Source organism: Glycomyces tritici (assembly GCF_030403505.1).
Map to the genome: position 1 here is coordinate 233440 of NZ_JAUEMJ010000007.1, position 17194 is coordinate 250633.

A 17194-nucleotide genomic window follows, 5' to 3' on the forward strand; every position below is an offset into this window, starting at 1 on the left:
GAGCGATCGAAGCGATCATTGCCCCGGCAATGCCGCGGGACACCGCTGATACAGCGATCGGCATTCGATCGCGACGCCGATGGCGCGGCCCGCGAGGGCCGCGCCATCAGTGTCCGGTCGAGCCGTGGTCAGCCGAGCGTCCAGCGCTGGTTCGCGCCGCCGTTGCAGGTCCACAGCACCACTTTGGAGCCGTTCGCGGTCGCCGCGCCGGAGACGTCGAGGCACAGCCCCGACCCGGCGTTGGTGATCGAGCCGTCCGCGTTGCGGTTCCACTTCTGGTTCGTGCCGCCGTGGCACGACCAGATGATGGCCGCCGTGCCGTTGGCCGTGCCGCCGCCGCTCGCGTCCAGGCACCGCCGGTTCCCGTCCGCGTACACCGTGAACTCGCCTGCGGCCGTGAAGGTCCACTGCTGGTTCGCGCCGCTCCAGCAGTCGTAGATCTGCAGCTGCGTGCCGTTGGTCGTGGACTGGTTCGGCACGTCCAGGCACCGGTTCGCGCTGGCCGAGCGCAGCGCGCCCGACCCGCCGGGGTTCCCGCCGTCGCGCGGACCGGCGGCCGCCATGATCTGCGAGGCCGCGGCCGGGGGCGAGCCGGCGTTGAACGTGGTGTTGTTCCTGACGGTGTTGCCGCGCTGGCCGTCCACGAGCCCGGTGATGCTCGAGTTCGTGGTGTAGTTCCCGGTGACGGACATGTTGCCGGTGAGGTTGCCGCTCTGGTTGTTGGCGTGCGCCCATTGCCCGTACGTGTTGCGGAAGACGTTGCCGGACAAGCTGAAGTACCGCGAGCCCTCGTCGAAGTACATGCCGAGCTGGCCGCTGTTCTCGCAGAAGTTCCCGCTGATGGCGCTGTTCGGGTGTGCCGACAGCGAGTAGATGCACCCGGCGTCGAACAGCGTCTCCACGACGTTGCGGACGTGGTTGCCGGTGACGTTCACGTACTGGGAGGTCGTGGGCGTCTGGTAGATCGGCTGGAAGTCGTAGAGCCCCCGGTTGAGGTACTCGGGGCTGCCGCCCGGATCGTTGGCGCCCCAGCCGAAGCCGACGTTGATGCCGCTGTAGGGCATGTCGGACACGTAGTTGTGGGCGATGGTGAGGCGGGTGGCGTAGGTGCCGAGGATCGCGACCTGGTCGAGGTACTCGACCGCGGTGTCGTGGATGCTGTTGTCGCTGATCATGATGTCGCTGTTGATCATCCGGGAGTCGCCGGGGTGGTGGGCGTCGGGGCGGACCCCGCCGACCACGATGCCGCCGCCGGCGCCCGCGGTGAAGGTGTTGCCGGTGACCTCGATGTTCTTGGCGCCGAGGCCGACTCCGGTGCTGTGCGCGTTGGCGTCGTTGCCGATGCCGAGGTCGACGGAGCCGAGGTTGCGGAAGGTGTTGCCGGTGAAGGTGATGCCGTCGGCGGCCGAGACCTGCACCGCGGCGGGCACCTGGGCCCAGCTGTTGCGCGCGGCCTCGAAGCCCTTGCAGCCGGAGCGGCACGAGGTGAACGCGTCGGCGGGCCGGTTGGGCTGGACGCCGGTGATGAACGTGCCGGTCTGCTGGTTCGCGTACCCGTTGTTCGAGCCGGCGTCGAGCCAGCTGGTGCCGGTGAAGGTGAGCCCGGCGAACTCGAGCGCGCGCACCGGCTGGTCGTAGGTCCCGCCCACTTCGACGAGCGTCTCCAGGCGCGGGAGCTCGACCTTGGCGTTCGCCATGTTCTGGCCCGACAGCGGCTTGTAGTAGAGCCGCCCGGCGGCCGTGTCGAGGTACCACTCGCCGCCCTGGTCGAGGAAGCGCTTGGAGTTGAGCAGGTAGAACTTCGGCGTGCGGAACGGGTTCTGGATCGCGTCGTACCCGTAGGTGTTGTTGTTCCACGCGGGCTGCTGCATCGTCACGGTCCGGCCGCTGATGCCCTGCACGGGCGCGAACCGGTTGGTGAAGGAGAGCAGGGCCTGGAGCTCGATGCGCTGCTTGTCGGGCAGCGACGCCAGGTAGTCGAAGTTGCCGTTGTTCAGGGTGAACCCGCTGGCGTTCAGCGTCATGTCCGAGGGCGCGATGCTGGTGCGCGCCCGCTGGGCGAGGACGCCGTCCACGTAGAGCTGCCGGGTGTCGAAGCCGGTGCCCACGTCGGCCCGGTAGATCCCGGTCGCGGCGTCGTCGAGGGTCCAGCCGGTGACCGCTTGCGCGCCGGTGACCACGGGGCTCGCGCCGTCGGCGGCCCGCCAGGTCACGGTGTGGCCGTTCCTGCCCGAGTCGCCGGCGTTGAACCGCAGCGGGCTCGAGAGCCGGTAGGTGCCGTTGAGGAGGTTGACCGACACGTCGCCGTCACCCGCTCCGGCGGCCTGGCGGGCCCGCCTCTGGGCCTCGGTCAGGGTCTTGAGCGGTTGGCTCGAGGTGCCCGCGGCGGTGTCGCTGCCGGTGGGGGAGACGTAGAAGTCGTAGGCGGTCTGCGCTTGTGCCGGGGAAGCGCCGAGGCCCGCGAGGGCTCCGGCGACGGCGAGAAGCAGAGCCGCCGCAAGGGCGAGTCGCTTCGGGGGTGAGTGCCGCATGGCGTGTTGCCTTTCCATCGTTGGCGAGGCGGTGGTCCTAGAGGTCGGTGACGGGTACTCGCAGCTCGGCGGCTGATGCCTCGGGGTCCTCCTGCCCGCGGCGAGTAGGGGATCGGTCGGTCGTGTCGTCCTGCTGCGCGGTCGCGAGCAGGTGGAGTCCGGCGCGCTCGGGCCGGACGCCCGGACCGGCGGGATCCGCGTGGCGCGGTCTCGGGCCGAGTCCGGATACGGCTCCCTCATGGACGCGGACGCCCAGGCCGGGAGTGTCGCCGAGGACGAACGCGCCGTCCTCGATGTCGAGGTCGGCGGTGACGCCGACGGGCGGGCGCAGGTCCTGCAACTCGCTGACCAGGTGGTTCGGCACCGCGGTGGCGGCGTGCAGCAGGCCGACGGGCACGTTCCCGATCGGGCTCACCGGCAGGTCGAACGCGTGCGCCAGCGCGGCGGTGCGCAGGAAGTGCGTGACGCCGCCGACCGCGGAGGTCTGGACGATGTCGACCCCGCCCGCTTTGAGGAGCGGCCGGAACTGCTCCAGCCCGGTGAGGTTCTCGCCGGTGGCCACGGCGGCGCGCACGCCTCGGTGCACGGCCGCGAGGCCCTCGGCGTCCCAGCGCCGCACCGGTTCCTCGATCCACGCGAGGTCGATGGTGCGTTCGAGCTCGCCGACGTGGCGCACGGCCTGCTTGCGCGACCACATCTCGTTCGCGTCGAGCATGAGGCCCGGCCGTTCGGCGCCCGCGTCGGCCAGGACCTCCCGCACCAGGGCGAGTCGGCGCCGGTCGTCCTCGACGTCGAGGCCGCCTTTGAGCTTCGCCGCCCGCAGGCCGCGCTCGGCGTACACGCGGTAGGCCGCGGCCAGGTCCTCGTCGTCGAGGCCGATGTCGAGCCCGGACGCGTAGGCGGGCACGACCCGGTCGCGTCCGCCGAGGAAGCGCCAGAGCGGCTCCTCGGCGGCCTGGGCCTTGAGGTCCCACAGGGCCGTGTCGAGCGCGCCGATGGTGGCGAACACGGCGCCGCCGTGCCCGGCCTTGAAGGTGTGCCGCAGCATCCGGTCGTACAGCGCGGTGACGCTCCGCGGGTCCTCGCCCTCGATCGCGGCGAAGACCGTCGCGATCTCCACATGCGAGCCGATCCCGACGCCGGTGAGGCCGTCGTCGGTGTCCACCATGACGAGCGGGATGGTCGTGACGCCGTCGGCGAAGACGCCGTTGGCGTCGCCGACGGGCCGCGCCCACTCCTGGATCGTCGTCAGCGTGCGGTAACCGGTGATCCGCATGTCATCCTTTCGTGGCGCCGGCGGTGACGCCGGCGGTGATCTGGCGCTGGAAGCAGAGGTAGAGCGCGAGCACCGGCACGGCCGCGATGAGCACGCCCCCGGCGAACGTGGGGATGTCCGCCGAGTACTGGCCGCGCAGCGAGGTGACCCCGACCATGAGCGTGCGGTGCTCGGCCGAGGGCATCAGGAGCAGCGCGATGAGCACGTCGTTCCAGCAGAACAGGGCGTTGAGGATGCCCACCGAGAGGAGCGCGGGCCGCCCCAGCGGCAGCATGATCCGGCCGTAGACCCCGTACACGGAGTTGCCGTCGATGCGGGCGGCGTCGATGATCTCGGGCGGGATGCCGCTGTAGTAGCTGGTCATCAGGAACACCGTGAACGGCAGGAACTGCGCGGTGTAGGCCAGGATCAGCCCGGGGTAGGTGTCGATGAGACCGACCTGTCCCATGGTGCGGGCGAGCGGGACCATGATGACCTGGAACGGGATGAACAGCGCCGAGAGGATGGCGAGGAAGAGGAGCCGCGAGCCGCGGAATCGCAACTGGCTCAAGGCGAATCCGGCCATGGACCCGAAGAGCAGGAGGAGCGCGACCGCGCCGGTGACGACCAGGAGCGAGTTGGCGAGGTAGCGGCCCATGTCGGCGCTGGCCCAGGCGGTGGCGAACGCGTCCCAGCGCAGCCCCGTGGCCGGGGCGAAGCGGTCGAGCACGTACTCGTGCCGGGTCTTCATGGCGACGTTGGCCGTGAACACCAGCGGGTAGACGGTGGCGATCGCCAAGGCGGCCATGGGGACGGCGGCGAGCCAGCGGCCCGCGCGGAGCGGTGTCATCAGTCCTCCCTCCCGGCTCGGCGCAGGACGGCGATCTGGGCCAGTCCGACGACGAGCATTACGCCGAAGAGCACTGTGGACGCGGCCGAGGCCATGGCCGGGCGTCCCATCTGGCCCTGCTGGAACCAGATGTAGTACTCGGGCAGGTAGGTCGAGCCCTCGGGGCCGCCGCCGGTCATGACGTAGAGCAGGCCGAACATCGAGGTGAGCATGCCGATCATGGTGGTGACGACGACGAACTGGATGGTCCGCGAGAGACCGGGGACGATCACGTGCCGCACCACGCGCGGCAGGGAGGCGCCGTCGACGCGGGCCGCGTCGATCAACGACGCGTCCAAGGTCGCGAACCCGGCGAGGAACACCACGAGCGCCATGCCGAAGGTGGCCCAGATGTGCACGCCAACGACGGCGAACATGGCGATGTCCGGGTCGCCGAGCCAGTCGACGGGTCCCAGGCCCAGGGCGCCCAGCAGCGCGTTGGCGGGGCCGTCGAAGGCGAGCAGCAGGTTGAAGATCGCGCCGATGATCACCGGGGAGAGCACCGCGGGGAAGAAGTAGACGCCCCGGTACACCCGGTGCCCGGGCACCCGCAGGTAGATGAAGGTGGCGAGGAGCCCTGGGATCAGGACGGCCACGGGAAGGAGCAGGACCAGCAGGCCCACGTTCTTCATGGACGCCAGGAACAGCGGGTCGTCGAAGAGCGCGGTGTAGTTGTCCAGTCCGACGGCCTGCCCGTTGCGGTCGCCGTCCCCGGTGAACGAGAAGTTCACGCCGAGGGCCAGCGGGTAGAGCCGGAACACGCCGATGATGAGCGCTGCGGGCGCGATGAGCAGGTAGGGCGCGAGCCGCTCCGACCGGGACGTGCCCGCGGCGCCGCGCCCGGATCTCACGCGGCGCCGCGGTGTCGGGGTGCCGGTCCGGACGCTGGTCCGGACCGGCGAGGCGAGCTGGGGCATGCCTAGGCCGCCTGGTCGCTCTCGGCGAGCTGGGCGAGCGCGTCGTCCACAGTGACCGATCCGCTGAGGAGCTGCTGCGAGAGCCGCCCCATCAGTTCGAGGGTCTCGGCGGAGAGGGCCACGTGCAGTGCGGGCTTGCCCGTGGGGAGCTCGTCGACGATGGCGGCCGTGGCGGGACCGGCGCTGGAGGCGTCGATCGTGGTGTCGGCGGCGATCGCCCCGGCGTCGGCGTAGAACGCCTCGAGCGCCATGGTGGAGGAGAGCGAGCGGACCAGGTCGGCCGCCAGCTCGGGGTCCGCGGTCCACTCCGCGACGCCGTACCCGATGCCGCCGTCGTACGGCATGTTCGGCGCGGCGTCGGGATTGACCAGCGGTGCGGGCATGACGCCGACGTTCTCGGCGCCGAGGAACTCGCTGAAGTCCTTCCAGTGGCCCACATCGGACATGAGGCCGATGACGTGGGCGGCGTCCCCGGCGTCGAAGATCGCGAACTCGTCGTTGAACATCGCGGTGGAGTTCACGCCGTCGTTGTTGAGCCCGGCCTGGTCGGTCTCGGCCCACAGCTCGAAGATCCGCTTCACGCCCGGTGAGGTCCAGTCGCGGTCGCCCTCGATCCACGCGTCGTACTCGTCGGGGGTGAGCACGCCCGAGCCGAGGCCCGAGAGGAAGAACTGGATGCCGAAGCCCTCCTTGTTGCCCATGGCGAAGCAGTCAGCGCCGGTGGCCTCCGTGAGCTGCTCGCAGTTCGCGAGGAACTCCTCCCAGGTGGCGGCGGGCGCCTCGGGGTCGAGCCCGGCTTCGGCGTACAGCGCCTTGTTGTAGTAGATCGGGTGGCCCTGCAGGGTCACGGGCGCGGCGTAGACGTGCCCGTCTGCGGAGAAGGCCTCCCAGCCGGCCAGGCGGTCCATGTCGTCGGCGAGGTACTCCTCAAGGGGCAGCAGTGCATCGGTGCGGTCGCGCAGCTGGCCGCCGCCGTTGAAGAGCATCACGTCAGGGCCTTCGCCGGACTGGATCGCGGTGCCCAGCAGGTTGTAGTACTGGTCGAACGGCTGGGCCACGAACTCGACCTCGACGTCCGGGTGCTTCCGGGCGAAGTCGGCCTTCGCCTCCTCGATGTAGGACTTGGCGGTCTCGTCGCCGGACTTCCAGTCCCAGACCACGAGGGTGCCGCTGTCGCCGCCTTCGGAGGAGTCCGGTCCGGCCGCGCTGCCGCATCCGTAGAGCGCGAGGGGCGCTACCAGGGCGGTCGACCACAGTGCTCGTCGCTTCATTGCAGGTCACTCTCTGTAGGGGCGCCGGAGGGGTCCGGCTCACAGGGTCGCCAGTAAACGTAACTTGTATGACGTCTTACGTCAATGGAGTCATGCCGTATACTGGCGGCGATCCCGAAAGCGCCGGACGGAGGACCGAATGACGGCATTGCAGCGGCCCGCCGCGCAGGAGCCCGCGCCCCCCGCCTGGTCGCGCCGGCCCGCGAACCTGGCGAAGGCCGTGACCGAGGAGCTGGTCCGCCGCGTCGTGCGCGGCGACTACCCGCCCGGGTCCGCGCTCCCCGCCGAGCACGCCCTCTGCGCCACGTTCTCCGTGAGCCGCACCGTGGTCCGCGAGGCCGTGAAGGTCCTCCAGGAGAAGGGCCTGGTGCAGATCCGCCAGGGCTCGGGCACCGCCGTGCTGCCCTCGACCTCCTGGAACCTGCTCGACGAACTCGTGCTCGCCGCGACCATCGACGACGACGCGACCCTCGGCATCCTCGACGACCTCGTCGTCACCCGGCGCCTCCTCGAGTCCGACATGGCGAACGTGGCCGCCCGCGCCGCGGACCAGGGCGCCCTCGACCGCATGCGCGACCTCGTCGACCGCATGGACGAGCTGGTGGACGACCCGGAGTCCTACCACGAGCACGACCGCGCCTTCCATGACACGGTCATGCGCGCCTCGGGCAACCGCATCGCGCGCGCCGTCGTGCGCTCCCTGGAGAGCCAGGTCATCAACACCTCGAGCTACATGGGACGGACCGAGCGCTCCCTCTGCGAGGCCTCGAACCGCGGCCACCGCCGCATCTGCGAGCGCATCACCGCCCGCGACCCCGAAGGCGCCGCCGAGGCGATGTACGCCCACATCACGGAGGCCTGGCTGGTCCGCCGCAGCGCGCAGGGCGACCCCGACCGCCTGGCGCGCTGAACCACCGCGGAGTGATCGGATGTATCGCACTCCGCGGCAAGGACATTGGACCCTAAACTTCTGGAACCTCCCGGGTATTGACCGCATAGATCCAATTTATATAGACTATCGTCGATATTCAAGGCACTGCACGGCCTGATTCCCTGCGTCGACTGGGAGCGATTCCAGCTGGCGCTCGGCCGCACCCTCCGCAGCAGCGGACCTCTCATGCGATGCCGCCCCGCAGGTCTCAACGAGCCTGACCACAAGGAGTTCCGTCCTATGTCGAGATTCAGAACCGCTCTCGCGTGCCTCGCGGCCGCGATCGTCGTGGCAACGGCCGGAGGTGCGTCGGCGCAGGCCGCCGAAGCGCCCCAGGCCGTCGGCGCCGCCGACGTCTCCGCGGCGGCCAGCACCGGCTGCGGCAAGGCCCCCACCCTCAACAGCGGCACCCACACCATCCAGAGCAGCGGCCAGAACCGCAGCTTCATCCTGAAGGTCCCCGCCAACTACGACCGCAACAAGCCGCACAAGCTGATCTTCGGCAACCACTGGTGGGGCGGCACCGCCCAGCAGGTCGCCGGAGGCGGCTCGGACGGCGCCGTCTACGCCCACTACGGGCTCGACGCGCTCTCGGGCGGCTCGGCGATCTTCGTCGCCCCGCAGGGCCTCGACAACGCCTGGGCCAACCCCAATGGCCGCGACATCACCTTCTTCGACGACATGATCCGCCGCATCGAGGCCGACCTCTGCGTCGACGAGTCGCAGCGGTTCTCCCTCGGCTTCAGCTACGGCGGGGCGATCAGCTACGCCCTCGCCTGCGCGCGGCCGGACGTGTTCCGCGCGGTCATCGCCATCGCCGTCCCGGGCCCGGTCAGCGGCTGCAGCGGCGGCACGGGTTCCGTGGCGTACTTCGGCATCCAGGGTGTCACCGACTCCATGCCCAACGCCCGGTCGATGCGCGACCGGTTCGTGGCCAACAACGGCTGCGCGGCGATGAGCCCGCGCGAGCCCGCCTCGGGCAGCGGCACCCACATCACCTCCAACTACTCCTGCCGCGCAGGCGAGCCGGTCCGCTGGGCCGCCTTCGACGGCGGGCACCAGCAGGGCCCGGTGGACGGCTGCACGGGCTGCGAGAGCGGCGCCCGCAGCTGGGTGAAGAACGAGGTCTGGAACTTCATCAGCCAGTTCGGCACCAGCACCCCCACGGAGACCGACCAGGTGCGCAACAACGCGGCGAACCGCTGCCTCGACGTTGCGGCCCAGTCGACCTCGAACGGCGCCCTGACGCAGCTGTGGGACTGCCACACCGGTGCGAACCAGCAGTGGACGCGGACCTCGGCCAAGCAGCTGAACGTCTACGGCAACAAGTGCCTCGACGCTGAAGGCGCGGGCACGGCCCCCGGCACCCGGGTCATCATCTGGGACTGCCACAGCGGGACGAACCAGCAGTGGAACGTGAACGCCGACGGCACCGTCACCGGCGTCGCGTCGGGCCTGTGCCTGGCGACCGCGAACAACGGCACCGCCAACGGCACCGGCGTGGTCCTGGCGAGCTGCAACGGCTCGAACGGCCAGAAGTGGACCTTCGTCTAGCACCACCGACGGCGTACTCTCAGCGCCGCGCATGAGTGAACGGGCCTCCCTCGCGGGAGGCCCGTTCTGCCGCGCCTTAGACGGTGAAGCGCCAGTGATCCACATTGAACAGGTATCCGCTGCCGCCGGTGAACTTCAGGTACAGGTCACGGGTGCCGGTCGCGCCGCTGACCGGGCACGAGACGTCCGCCCAGTTCTGCCACCCGCCGGTGCCCGACACGGTGCACCTGCCCACGACCGGGCCGTTCGGTCCGTCGACCCGCAGCTCGATCGTGCCGCCGCCGGTCGCCGAGGCCACCCGCGCGGTGAACTGCCGCGCTCCGGTCCCGAAGGCCGCGCCCTTGACCTTGATCGAGTCCCCGTTCTCGATCCAGCCGACGTTCATGCCGCCCGCGCTCGAGCGCTCGGTCTCGACCCCCGTGGCCCAGGCGATCGTCTCGGCCTCCTGGCGCACATAGGGATTGAGGGTCCCCACCTGCGGCGCCCCGGCCGTGGTCATGTTGATCTGGGGAATCGTCCCGTCAGGGTTGTACGTGAACTTCTCCACGGCCACCGACCTGGTGAAACCGCCGCCGCCCGGCAGCGCGCCGTTGTGGTAGAAGAAGTACGACGAGCCCTTGAAGTCGATGATCCCGGGGTGGTTGGTGAAGCTCGAGCCCTGCGTGGGCATCACCGTGCCCCGGTAGGTCCACGGCCCGGTCGGACCCGGCGCGGTCGAGTAGGCGATGTGCTCGGAGCAGCACTGCGCCGCGTACACGTTGTAGTACAGCGATCCTCGCTTGTAGACCCACGGCCCCTCCTCGTACAGCGTCGGCCGGTCCGTGCTCCCCGGGCGGGTGCCGAAGCCCTGGGTGGTGAGCGGGATCTTCGTGGGGGAGCCCGAGTAGGAGATCATGTCGGCGTTGAGCTTCACGTACCAGAGGTTCGGGTTGCCCCAGTACAGGTAGGCCTGGCCGTCGGTGTCGATGAAGACCGTGGGGTCGATCTCGCCGTTCTGGACCAGCGGGCGCCCGAGGGCGTCCCGGAACGGCCCGGTGGGGCTGTCCGCCACGGCCACCCCGATGGCGGGCCTGCCGGTGGCGTCGTTGATGACCGGCACGTACCAGTAGAACTTGCCGTTGCGCTCCACGGCCTGGCCGGCCCACGCGTCCTGGCGCGCCCAGGAGAACGTGTCGAGGTTGAGCGGCGAGCCGTGGTCGGTCCAGTTGACCATGTCGTCGGAGGACCAGACCCGCCACTCCTTCATGGTGAACCAGGTCGAGCCGTCCTCGTCGTGGCCGGTGTAGAGGTAGACGCGGCCGTTGTGGACCAGGGGCGCGGGGTCGGCGGTGTAGATGGTCTGGACGATCGGATTGTCGGCCCGCGCGGGGGAGGGCGACGGATCGGCGGCGGTGCTCAGCAGGGCCGCGACGACCACGGCGACGACGGCCGCTGCGATCGCGGCCGGCCGGCGCCGGGTGGCATTCGGGGTCTTCATGGGAAACCTCTCCGGCGCTCGCGCGCCACAGGTGTCACGCAGGAATCTCGGACGCCCTCGAAACTTTCGACTGATGTGTCGAAAACAAGGGCTACAGGTCAGGGTATCCATAGTGTCTAGATATGTAAATAGGTCGATATCTGACTCGAGGTTGCGTGTGCCCGCGACCTGGGAGTCTCATCATGCGGGCGGAGAGATCTGATCAATGACCGCGTCAATTCAGAAGGCACCGCCCAAATCCGGACACAAGGCGAGATTGAAGATCGCTCCCATAGAAGAGATCAGATCTTTCGGCGTTCGATGTATTGACGGATCTGATTCCTCGTATCTATCGTGAACGTTCACGAAGTCCAGGTCGCAAAGGAGCGAGCGTGCGAGTGACGAATGGAGAGCGCCCCCGGCAGGCGCGCGGAGCGAAGGCGGCGATGCGGTGAGCGCCGTGGTCCAAGGTGGAGTCGAAGGCGGAGTCGGCAGCGTCGCGAGCCGTGCGGGAGCGGCGCGGACCGTCCCGAAGCCGCGCCGGAAGTCGGTGAAGGACCGCGTCAAGCGCCACTGGCAGCTCTACCTGCTGCTGGTGCTCCCCGTGGCGTACTTCGTGATCTTCCAATACATCCCGATGGCCAACAACGTGATCGCGTTCAAGGACTACAACGTGGTCCAGGGCATCTGGGGCAGCCCCTGGGCAGGGCTCGACCACTTCGAGCGGTTCTTCGCCAACCCCGTTGCGTGGGACCTGATCCGCAACACGCTCATGCTGAGCCTCTACGGGTTCCTCGCGGGGTTCCCGGTCCCGATCATCCTCGCCTTGGCGCTCAACGAGGTCCGGGCCAGGTTCTTCAAGCGCACCGTCCAGATGGTCACGTACGCACCGCACTTCATCTCGACGGTGATCGTGGTGTCGATGCTCATCCTGATCTTCTCGCCCCGGATCGGGTTCATGGCCGACTTCCTCGGGTTCTTCGGCATGGACTCGAACCTCCTCGCCCAGCCCGACGCGTTCCGCAGCGTCTATGTCTGGAGCGACATCTGGCAGACCGCCGGGTACTCCGCGATCATCTACATGGCCGCGCTCGCGGGCATCGACCCGAGCCTGTACGAGGCCGCCCGGCTCGACGGGGCCAGCCGCCTGCGCAAGATCTGGCACGTCGACCTGCCCGGCATCGCGCCCACCGTGGTCGTGGTGATGGTCCTGAGCGTCGGCTCGGTGATGGCGATCGGCTTCGAGAAGGCGTTCCTGCTGCAGAACCCCCTGAACCTCTCGACCTCGGAGATCATCGCGACCTACACCTACAAGATCGGCCTGCTCAACGCCGACTTCAGCCTCGCGACGGCGGTCGGGCTGTTCAACTCCGTCATCAATCTCATCCTGCTCCTGGTTGTCAACACCGTGTCCAAGCGCGTGACCGGCAACGGACTGTGGTGAAGGGAGCCCCTGCAATGACCCTTGAGACCGCGACCGGCGCGGCCCTCGGCACCGAGCCGGAGTCCAAGGCGCGCAAGTCCAAGCGCCGCCGCCCCACCCCGGTCCAGGACACCCCGGTGGACCGGATCTTCATGGTCGGCGTCTACATCCTGCTGACGACCTTCCTGCTCATCGTCCTGATCCCCTTGGTCAACATCCTCGCCAGCTCGTTCTCCAGCCCCGCGGCGGTGTCCGGCGGGCGGGTGTTCCTGTGGCCGATCGACTTCACGCTCGTCGGGTACGAAGCGGTGCTCGGCAACAAGGCCGTCCTCACCGGCTTCGGGAACTCGCTGTTCTACGCGATCGTCGGGACGGTCATCAGCGTCGCCCTCACGGTGATGATCGCCTACCCGCTCTCACGCTCGGAACTGGTGGGCCGCAAGGTCCTCATCGGCGGCGTCCTGTTCACCATGCTGTTCTCCGGCGGCCTGATCCCGACCTACATGGTGGTGCGGGCCCTCGGCCTGCTCGACACCCGGTGGGCGATCATCCTCCCCGCAGCGGTCGGCGCCTGGCAGGTGCTCATCGCGATGACCTTCTTCCGCTCCTCGATCCCCGGCGAGCTCTACGAGGCGGCGCAGCTCGACGGGGCCAGCGATCTGCGGTTCCTGTGGTCGGTCGTGCTGCCGCTGTCGAAACCGCTGCTCGCGGTCATCGCCCTCATGTACGGCATCGGCCAGTGGAACTCGTACTTCAGCGCCCTCATCTACCTCAGAAGCGAAGAGCTGTACCCGCTCCAGCTCGTGCTGCGGAACATCCTGATCGTCAACAACAGCGCCGGGACGAACATCGCCGATCAACTCGCGGCCCAGCAGATGGCCGACCTCATGAAGTTCTCCCTCATCGTCATCTCCACCGTGCCCGTGCTCCTCGTCTACCCGTTCGTGGCCAGGCACTTCACCAAGGGCGTGATGCTCGGCTCCGTGAAGGGCTAATTCACGGCTCGCAAACTTCGCCGTGGCCGGCTGACCCGCCTCCCGATCTTCGCCGTGACCGGCTCGCCGGCGAGTCCCCTCCATTCCCGTCAACTCCTCAATCGAAAGGCAGTCAACGATGACCAGCAGATTCGTCCGAGCGGCAGCGGCCGGAGCGGCACTGGCCGTATCGGCCACCGCGTTCGCCGCGTGCTCCTCGGAACCGGAGACCACTCCGGACGACGTGATCACGATCTTCGCCCCCCAGGACGCCGCCCAAGAGCAGAACCTGGACGAGAACGCGTTCACGAAGTTGCTCGAAGCGAAGTTCGACGTCGACCTCCAGTTCGAGACCACCACCTGGGACGGCACCGCGGCAGGGGAGAAGCGGCAGATCTCCCTCGCCAGCGGCGACTACCCCGACGCGTACATGCTCATCCCGTGGATCGACCAGTTCTCCAGCGACGAGCTGGTGAAGCTCGGCGGCCAGGGCGTGCTCATGCCGCTCGACGACCTCATCGGCGAGGACACCCCGAACCTGGTCGCCGCCTTCGAGAAGGAGCCCGGCTTCAAGGAGCTGGCGACCTCCCCGGACGGCAAGATCTGGGGCATCCCGGCCTGGAACGACTGCTTCCACTGCTCCTACCCCTCGAAGCTGTGGATGAACTCCGACTGGCTCGACACGCTCGGCCTGGAGCAGCCCACCACGCCTGAGGAGCTGCGCGCGGTCCTGGAGGCCTTCAAGACCCAGGACCCCAACGGGAACGGCGCGGCGGACGAGATCCCGCTCTCCGCGACCGGCGGCGGCTCCCTCCTCTCGTACCTGATGAACCCGTTCATCTACACCCCGGAGATGGGTGCGGAGGGCACCATCCCGGCCACGCTCGGCGTCGTCGGCGGCGAGGTCGCCATGCAGCCCACCCGCGACGAATGGCGCGACGGCATCTCCTATGCGGCGTCCCTGTACGCGGACGGCCTGATCGACGAGGCCGCCTTCACGCAGAACGGCGAGGCGATCATGGCGAAGGGCAACAGCGCCGAGGGCGTGATCGTCGGATCGGCCGCCATGATGCACCCGTGGTTCGTCTCCGACGACCACGAGGACGGGCGCTACACGCAGTACGACGCGGTCGCGCCGCTGACCGGGCCGAACGGGAGCGACGCCACCTACACCGGCGGCGCCGCCGGAGCCGCGCCCGGCGCGACGTTCGTCATCACGAACCGCTCCAGCGAGGCGAAGCAGAAGAAGCTCATGCAGATCGTCGACTTCATGGTCTCCTACGACGGCCACGTGCAGGGCGAGTTCGGCGTCGAGGGCGTCAACTGGGTCGGGCCCGAGGCGGGCGACGTGGCCCTGGACGAGACCCTCGAACCGAACTTCAAGGTCCTCGCACTGCCCGAGGGCGAGGGGCTGAACAACTCCTGGGGCCCGATCGCGCAGTTCTTCACCGACGCGGAGTTCCGCAACTCCCAGGTCACCGCGACCGACGTCGACACGCCCGAAGGCTACGAGCGCCGCCTGTTCGAAGCCACGGAGCTCTACGCCGGCCACGAGTCCGACGAGCTGTTCCCCTACTGGGAGGCGGCGGTGACCGGCGAGACCGCGAAGGAGCTCGCCACGATCCAGACCAATGTGGAGAGCTTCGTGGTCCAGGCGGCCGCGGAGTTCGTGAGCGGCGTCCGCGACATCGAGAGCGACGAGGACTGGGCCGAGTTCCAGCAGAACCTCACCGACCTCGGCGCCGAGCGGTACGTCCAGATCTACCAAGAGGCATGGGACGCCTCGAAGTAGGCCTTTCCCTCCCCACCAGGTGGGCCGCCCCAGGGGTCGAGACCGGGGGCGGCCCACCGCCGCGAACACCTGCAGCAATCCATCGACAGGAGACCCATGTCCACCGCACCCGGCTCTGCTTCGAACGACGCCGCCTCGAACGACGCCGCGCCGTACGCCGGCTACCTCTACGCGCACTTCAAACGCGAGGACGCCGACGGCGAGCAGATCTACTTCGCCCTGAGCGAGGGCAACGACCCGCTGCACTTCGACGACCTCAACGGCGGCGAGCCGGTCCTGCGCTCCACCCTGGGGGACGGCGGGGTCCGCGACCCGCACATCGTCCGCGCCCCGGAAGGCGACCGGTTCTACCTGGTCGCCACCGACCTCTGCCTCTACAAGAGCCTCGACTGGGACCACCACCAGCGCTGGGGCAGCCGATCCATCATGGTCTGGGAATCGCGCGACCTCGTCGACTGGGGCGAAGGGCGGCTCGTCGAAGTGTCGCCGCCGGAGGCGGGCAACACCTGGGCGCCCGAAGCGGTGTGGGACCCCGAGCAGGAGGCCTACCTCGTCCACTGGTCGTCCAAGCTCTACGACGGCCCCGACCACGTGGGCGAGACCCACAACCGGATCATGTGCGCGACCACCCGCGACTTCCGCGAGTTCTCCGCACCGAAGGTGTGGATCGACCGCGGCTGGCACACGATCGACACCACCGTCATCGAGCACGACGGCCTGTACCACCGCTTCCTCAAAGACGAGCGCAGCCGCACCCACGGTGTGCCCCACGGCAAGACGATCTTCTCCGAGACTTCCCCGAGCCTCACGGCCGCCGCATGGACGCCCCTCGCGGAGGGCATCGGCCTCGGCCCGGTCAGCCAGGGCGAAGGGCCGCTCGTGTACAAGTCGAACACCGAGGACAAGTGGTACCTCTGGATCGACGAGTTCAAGGCCGACCGCCGCTACGTGCCGTTCGAGACCGACGACCTCGCCGGCGGCGAGTGGACCCCCTCGACCGACTTCCGGCTGCCCGCGGACCCGTGCCATGGTGTGGTCCTGCCCGTGACCGCGGCGGAGTACGAACGGCTCCAGTCCAACTGGGGGTGAGACCGAGCAGGTCGAAGGAGGAGGGGAACCGTGGCCAAGCGGGTGACGATCCACGATGTGGCGGCCGAGGCCGGCGTGTCGCGCCAGACCGTGACGCGGGCGATGAACGACAGGGACGACATCAAGGAGGCGACCCGCGTCCGGGTCCTCGAAGCCGTCGAGCGCCTCGGCTACCGGCCGAGCCGCTTCGCCCGCAACCTGGTCACCCGGCGCAAGCAGCACGCGCTGGGCCTGGTGGTGGCCTCCTTCGACAACCCGTACTACACGAGCATCGCCGCCGAGATGCTCACCGCCGCCGCCGAGCGCGGCTGGCAGCTGATGATGGCGGCCGCGCAGGACGACACGGAGGCCGTGCTCGGCATGCTCGCCTCCCAGGCGGACGTCGTGGCCCTCCACTTCGGCGGCACCGGGGCCGAGCTGGACGAGATCGCCGGCGGACTGCCCGTGGTGCGCCTGGAGGCCGAGAGCCTCCTGCCCGGCGTCCACTCGGTCGCGCTCGACATCGAGTCCGGCATCAATGCGGTCGTCGCCGAGCTCCGCGCGCGCGGGGCCCGGCGGTTCGGCATGGTCGACTCGGCGTCCTCGCTCCAGGCCCACGGCGCCCACGGGGTCCCCGGCGTCTACGGGCCCTCGCCGAAGCGGCGCTGGTACGAGCGCGCCGTGGGCGACCAGCTCGCCGGCGTCACGATCGGGGACGAGAGCATCCCCGAAGGGAGCCGGGCCTTCGGCGAGCTGCTGGAGCGGCACCCGGACGTCGACACCGTCCTGATGTTCAACGACCTCATGGCGCTGGGCGCGGTGCAGCACGCGCAGTCGCACGGCGTCAGCGTCCCCGACCGGGTGCGCATCGTCGGCATCGACGGGCTGGCCCTCGGCGAGGCGGTCCACCCGAGGCTGACCTCGATCGCCCTCGACGTGCGCGCGCTGGCCTCGCACACCATGGACATCGCGGAACTGGTCGCCAAAGCCGACTTCGCCCGGCTCGACCCGATCCACCGGAGGGCCGGCTCGTCGATCCTCTGGCGCGAGTCGGCCTGAGACCCGGGTGCCACCAGGGCTTGCGCCGACTGGATCTTTACCGGTAAATTTCTCGGGACCGGCGCCCTACCTAC

Annotated in this window: 13 protein-coding genes; 7 read left to right on the forward strand and 6 right to left on the reverse strand. The window is 69.2% G+C overall.

Features of this window, described 5'->3' with window-relative positions:
• Positions 1-128: 128 nt before the first annotated feature.
• From QWI33_RS21405 to QWI33_RS21425, 5 genes are read right to left on the reverse strand one after another with little or no spacing between them, the layout of a single operon-like run.
• Positions 129-2531 (reverse strand): RICIN domain-containing protein, encoded by a 2403-nt coding sequence (locus tag QWI33_RS21405; protein ID WP_289958413.1) that lies wholly within the window; start codon positions 2529-2531, stop codon positions 129-131.
• Between the two features lie 37 nt (positions 2532-2568).
• The gene (locus tag QWI33_RS21410) at positions 2569-3807 is read right to left on the reverse strand and encodes a mandelate racemase/muconate lactonizing enzyme family protein (RefSeq protein ID WP_289958414.1); all 1239 of its coding nucleotides are present in this window, start codon (positions 3805-3807) and stop codon (positions 2569-2571) included.
• A 1-nt stretch (position 3808) separates the two neighbouring features.
• On the reverse strand, positions 3809-4636 hold the full coding sequence (locus QWI33_RS21415; RefSeq protein WP_289958415.1) for a carbohydrate ABC transporter permease: 828 nt from the start codon (positions 4634-4636) through the stop codon (positions 3809-3811).
• The gene (locus tag QWI33_RS21420) at positions 4636-5592 is read right to left on the reverse strand and encodes a carbohydrate ABC transporter permease (protein WP_435367593.1); all 957 of its coding nucleotides are present in this window, start codon (positions 5590-5592) and stop codon (positions 4636-4638) included. Before QWI33_RS21420 ends, QWI33_RS21415 begins: the two co-directional genes overlap by 1 nt.
• 2 nt (positions 5593-5594) lie before the next feature.
• Complete coding sequence (locus QWI33_RS21425; RefSeq protein WP_289958417.1) at positions 5595-6863, reverse strand: ABC transporter substrate-binding protein; 1269 nt, start codon at positions 6861-6863, stop codon at positions 5595-5597.
• 139 nt (positions 6864-7002) lie between these two features.
• On the opposite strand from QWI33_RS21425, the gene QWI33_RS21430 reads away from it, so the two are divergent.
• Both QWI33_RS21430 and QWI33_RS21435 read left to right on the forward strand, forming a co-directional pair.
• Positions 7003-7773: a FadR/GntR family transcriptional regulator gene (locus QWI33_RS21430; RefSeq protein WP_289958418.1), complete on the forward strand. Its 771-nt coding sequence runs from the start codon at positions 7003-7005 to the stop codon at positions 7771-7773.
• Positions 7774-8034: 261 nt separating this feature from the next.
• Positions 8035-9348: an RICIN domain-containing protein gene (locus QWI33_RS21435; RefSeq protein ID WP_289958419.1), complete on the forward strand. Its 1314-nt coding sequence runs from the start codon at positions 8035-8037 to the stop codon at positions 9346-9348.
• Between the two features lie 76 nt (positions 9349-9424).
• Here the strand turns inward: QWI33_RS21435 and QWI33_RS21440 are convergent, their stop codons facing one another.
• On the reverse strand, positions 9425-10825 hold the full coding sequence (locus QWI33_RS21440) for a glycoside hydrolase family 43 protein (RefSeq protein ID WP_289958420.1): 1401 nt from the start codon (positions 10823-10825) through the stop codon (positions 9425-9427).
• 529 nt (positions 10826-11354) lie between these two features.
• Here QWI33_RS21440 and QWI33_RS21445 point away from each other — a divergent pair.
• The 5 genes from QWI33_RS21445 to QWI33_RS21465 all read left to right on the forward strand — a co-directional run bounded on the left by QWI33_RS21445 (position 11355) and on the right by QWI33_RS21465 (position 17120).
• Positions 11355-12248 (forward strand): ABC transporter permease, encoded by an 894-nt coding sequence (locus QWI33_RS21445; RefSeq protein ID WP_353895507.1) that lies wholly within the window; start codon positions 11355-11357, stop codon positions 12246-12248.
• Positions 12249-12262: 14 nt separating this feature from the next.
• Positions 12263-13222 (forward strand): carbohydrate ABC transporter permease, encoded by a 960-nt coding sequence (locus QWI33_RS21450; RefSeq protein WP_289958422.1) that lies wholly within the window; start codon positions 12263-12265, stop codon positions 13220-13222.
• 118 nt (positions 13223-13340) lie between these two features.
• A complete protein-coding gene (locus QWI33_RS21455) occupies positions 13341-14993 on the forward strand; it encodes a type 2 periplasmic-binding domain-containing protein (RefSeq protein WP_289958423.1) in 1653 nt (550 codons plus the stop codon).
• A 96-nt stretch (positions 14994-15089) separates the two neighbouring features.
• On the forward strand, positions 15090-16082 hold the full coding sequence (locus QWI33_RS21460; RefSeq protein ID WP_289958424.1) for a glycoside hydrolase family 43 protein: 993 nt from the start codon (positions 15090-15092) through the stop codon (positions 16080-16082).
• A 30-nt stretch (positions 16083-16112) separates the two neighbouring features.
• The gene (locus QWI33_RS21465; protein ID WP_289958425.1) at positions 16113-17120 is read left to right on the forward strand and encodes a LacI family DNA-binding transcriptional regulator; all 1008 of its coding nucleotides are present in this window, start codon (positions 16113-16115) and stop codon (positions 17118-17120) included.
• The last annotated feature ends 74 nt before the right edge of the window (positions 17121-17194 follow it).